The sequence below is a fragment of the Moorena sp. SIO4A5 genome (assembly GCF_010672005.1).
In the GTDB taxonomy this organism is placed as follows: Bacteria; Cyanobacteriota; Cyanobacteriia; order Cyanobacteriales; family Coleofasciculaceae; genus Moorena.
This window is the reverse complement of record NZ_JAAHHZ010000119.1, coordinates 14754-18520: the sequence shown is the minus strand read 5'-3', so window position 1 is coordinate 18520 and position 3767 is coordinate 14754. Positions and strand designations below refer to the sequence as shown.

The following is a 3767-nucleotide window of genomic DNA, read 5'->3' as shown; positions in this document are numbered from 1 at the left end:
TATGACACCTGAGGAAAATTTTGAATTTATCAATACCTATCTTTCTCGTATGGAATCTGCCATCAATGGAAATCATGGCTTTATTGATAAATACATGGGGGATGGGATTATGGCTCTGTTTAACGAAAGTGCTAATCATGCGGTCAACGCCGGAATTGCTATGCTAAAATCCCTAGCTGACTATAATCAATCTCGGCGAAGCTCAGGACACCCAGCCATCACCGTTGGGATTGGCATCAATACTGGTTCGTTGATGCTAGGAGCAGTGGGAGGAAAAAATCGGATGGATAGCACTGTCATCAGCGATGGGGTCAATTTAGCGTCTCGTTTAGAAGAATTAACGAAACGTTATGGGGTGCCGTTATTAATCACTCAGCATACTTATTGGAAGTTAGATAATCCCTTAGCTTATGCCATTCGCTTGATTGATCGGGTACCAGTCAAGGGGAAATCGGAAATGGTGACAGTTTATGAAATCTTTGATGCCGATAAACCTCAACTGCGAGAAGGGAAGTTAATTACTCGCAGCAAATTTGAACAAGCCTTGGTACTTTATAATCTCCATTATTTCTCCAAGGCATCAGTTCTGTTTCAGGAATGTCTACGCTTGAACCCAGGAGATAGTGTAGCACAAATTTATCTTGGACAATGTCAACTTCATACTCGTCTCTCTGGAGTGACTAAAAAGATGGGTTTCAAGCCCCGTCCTTCTAGGACGGCTTTCAAGTAATGTGCTAGAATAAGAGAGTGGCCTAACACAGACAGGATTCGTCGGTACTGTCATAATTTCACGACGTAAAGCGATGTTAGCACTTGAGGCGCGAAAAACCTCATTAAAAACGTATGGATCCTAACAGATACCGACAACCAGTAAAGCAAACTTTGAAAACAAAAGTACCGTGGGGCACACGGAAACTGAGGAAACTCAACGCTTAGGGAGACAAGCCCACTGGGGTTAGTTAAATTAGGCTAGATGTTTGGTTTTTAACGGGCATTTGGCTTAAATATTGCCTTTGACGGATAGCTAATTTTAAGGCATGTCGAGGAACTAAGAATCCCCGTTCTTACTTCGGCGCGGAGTGTCAATAAAATCAAGCAACACTTAAAATCTAGTTGACAAAATTTTGATTATGATTTAATACACAAACCTAACAACACACTGTTGTTTTCTAGTCTGCGCTTCAGTTAGAGTAAACCCCAGATAAGGCAAGGCTTTTAGCTAAAGGCGCGAGAAGCCTTTAGCTAACTTGGCATCAAGTTAAAGATTCACCGTTGGATGTAGAAGATGCCAATTTTTCCAATTGCTCCTGCTGGTCTTGGCTAATGCAAGATTGAATCACTCCCTCCAAGTCCCCCTCCAGCAAAGGAGCGAGGGAATAATTTTGACCCAGTCGGTGATCGGTGACCCGATTATCTTTGTAGTTGTAGGTGCGGATTTTCTCAGAACGAGCCCCTGTACCAACTTGGGAACGCCTCATCGAGGTCACCGCTTCCTGTTGTTCCTGTAACTTGATCTCATACAGCTTAGCCCGGAGAATTTGCATGGCTCGCTCTCGGTTTTGTAGCTGAGATCGTTCTTCTGTACAAAAAATGCGAATTCCTGTAGGTTTGTGGTACAAATCAACTGCCGTTTCTACTTTGTTTACGTTCTGACCACCAGCACCACCAGAACGGGCTGTAGAAATTTCGATCTCCTTGGGGTCTATGTCCACATCCACGTCATCAACTTCTGGCATCACGGCTACCGTTGCTGTTGAGGTGTGAACTCTACCGCCAGCCTCAGTCACAGGTACTCGTTGGACTCGATGAACCCCAGCTTCAAACTTTAGCTTGCTGTAAACTTGCTCTCCCTGAATTTCTAATATCGCTTCTTTGAAGCCTCCCATATCCGCCAGAGACTCACTCAATAACTTTACTCGCCAGTTTTGACTTTCGGAATAGCGTGAGTACATTCGTACCAAGTCCCCTGCCCAGATACTTGCTTCATCGCCACCAGTTCCTGCCCGAATCTCTAGCATGATATTCTTTTCATCATTCGGGTCTTTAGGCAAGAGTAATATTTTAAGTTCTCTTTCCAGGTGCTCTAGCTTGGTCTGGAGTTCCTCAACTTCCAGAGCTGCCATTTCTTGCAATTCTGGCTCACCAGTGGATTCTTTAAGGATTTGCCGTGCTCCTGCCAACTCCTCTTGGGTTTGCTTCCAGTTGTCGTAGGTAGCAACAACTCCTTCTAGGGAGGAACGAGCTTTTGCCACTCGTTGCAACTCATTGGGGTCAGTGGCGATATCTGGATCAGCCAGACGCCTTGTTAATTCATGGTAGGTTTGCTCGACAGAGTTTAGTTTTTCCAGCAGGTAGGTTTCAGCCATGGTTTATGCGATCGCTCTCTTGAAATAGCCTCAGAAGTTAGGAAGGATGAAGTATAAATTTATGAATTATGAACTGGGAAGTATTAAGTGGGAAATTTAACTCCTAACTGTTTATCAAGTTTTTAGTCAACCTTAAGTTAGCCATCGCTAAACCCATTTCATCCTTCATTCCTCCTGGTTCATCTTTTCTCCTTCATCCTTCACCCTTGAACGTTAGGAGCTATTTCTTTGTCCCATCAGAGCTAGCTGTATTTTCTGCACCATCCAGCATCCCATATTTCCGCATAAAGCGTTCAACTCGCCCTTCCGTATCAATAATTTTCTGGGTTCCTGTGTAGAAGGGATGATTACCAGACCAAACATCTACGTGAAGTTCTGGCTGAGTTGAGCCAACGGTCATCACAACTTCCCCGTTGCAATAGACTTTGGCTTCTGGGTACCACTCTGGGTGAATATCTGGTTTTGGCATAGTTCCTCCTTTGCTTTGTATTTTACTATATAATTAGCTAATTTTACATTGCTAATTGTTAAATTATGGTAATGATATGCGCTACACCACAGGCTAGAAGCCTGTGCCGTACGCTACTTGAGGTGCTATCAGCCCCTTAGCAGTCAGCTTTTCAATCCTGTCAAACTTAGGCATGTGGCTTAATATTGCCCATACATTAGCTATTGTGGACAACCCTTAATCAGCTAATTTATTAGCTTATTTATTATTGCTTTTAGCTAAACGTTTATTCGGAATGGCTGATAGCTAATAGCTAAGGTCTGAATGCTTACAAATTTTTAATTACCATGTTGAATTTTAAATTAGCCAGCTGATAATTTATCGCTTCGAGTATTGGGGGGCTTTCCGAGCTTTTTTCAATCCATATTTCTTGCGCTCTTTTGACCGTGGGTCACGAGTCAAGTAGCCTTCTATTTTAAGAGGTTGGCGGTTTTCTGGGTCTAGTTCGCACAAGGCTCTAGCCACCCCTAGACGCACAGCATCAGATTGTCCCGTTAAGCCACCACCGTGGGCATTGACTAGGATATCGTACTCATTTTCCAAACCTAAGGTTTCCAAAGGTGCTTTCAGGCTGGCTAGGTACATGGGGTTAAAGTTAAAGTAAGCGTCCCCTGGACGTTTATTAACAATCAACTGACCGCTACCGGGAACCAAACGCACCCTAGCAACTGATGACTTACGACGACCAGTTCCCCAGTAAACAGCGCGACCTGCTTGTTCTTCTGCTTGCATTGGTTTTAGCCTCCTGGAATTGTTTTAATAGTTAGTTCTTGGGGTTGTTGTGCTTCATGGGGATGGGTCTGACCAGTGTAAACTTTCAGCTTCTTGAAAAGTTGGCGACCCAGAGAGTTTTTAGGTAGCATACCCTTGACAGCTTTCTCGATAATTCTTTC

General features: G+C 43.7%; 5 protein-coding genes. 1 reads left to right on the top strand and 4 read right to left on the bottom strand.

Annotation, left to right across the window (positions count from 1 at the left end; all coding sequences use genetic code 11):
- Window positions 1-730: adenylate/guanylate cyclase domain-containing protein (locus F6K57_RS26840; protein ID WP_293071540.1), on the top strand; the 730-nt coding region annotated here is incomplete at its 5' end.
- 523 nt (window positions 731-1253) lie between these two features.
- Here F6K57_RS26840 and prfA read toward each other — a convergent pair.
- The 4 genes from prfA to F6K57_RS26820 all read right to left on the bottom strand — a co-directional run.
- A complete protein-coding gene (prfA, locus tag F6K57_RS26835; RefSeq protein WP_293020879.1) occupies window positions 1254-2366 on the bottom strand; it encodes a peptide chain release factor 1 in 1113 nt (370 codons plus the stop codon).
- 220 nt (window positions 2367-2586) lie between these two features.
- A complete protein-coding gene (gene rpmE / locus F6K57_RS26830) occupies window positions 2587-2835 on the bottom strand; it encodes a 50S ribosomal protein L31 (protein ID WP_293020880.1) in 249 nt (82 codons plus the stop codon).
- 357 nt (window positions 2836-3192) lie between these two features.
- Window positions 3193-3606 (bottom strand): 30S ribosomal protein S9, encoded by a 414-nt coding sequence (gene rpsI / locus F6K57_RS26825; protein WP_008191157.1) that lies wholly within the window; start codon window positions 3604-3606, stop codon window positions 3193-3195.
- Between the two features lie 5 nt (window positions 3607-3611).
- Window positions 3612-3767, bottom strand: a 156-nt coding sequence (locus tag F6K57_RS26820) for an uL13 family ribosomal protein (RefSeq protein ID WP_293071541.1), incomplete at its 5' end; no start/stop codon positions are given.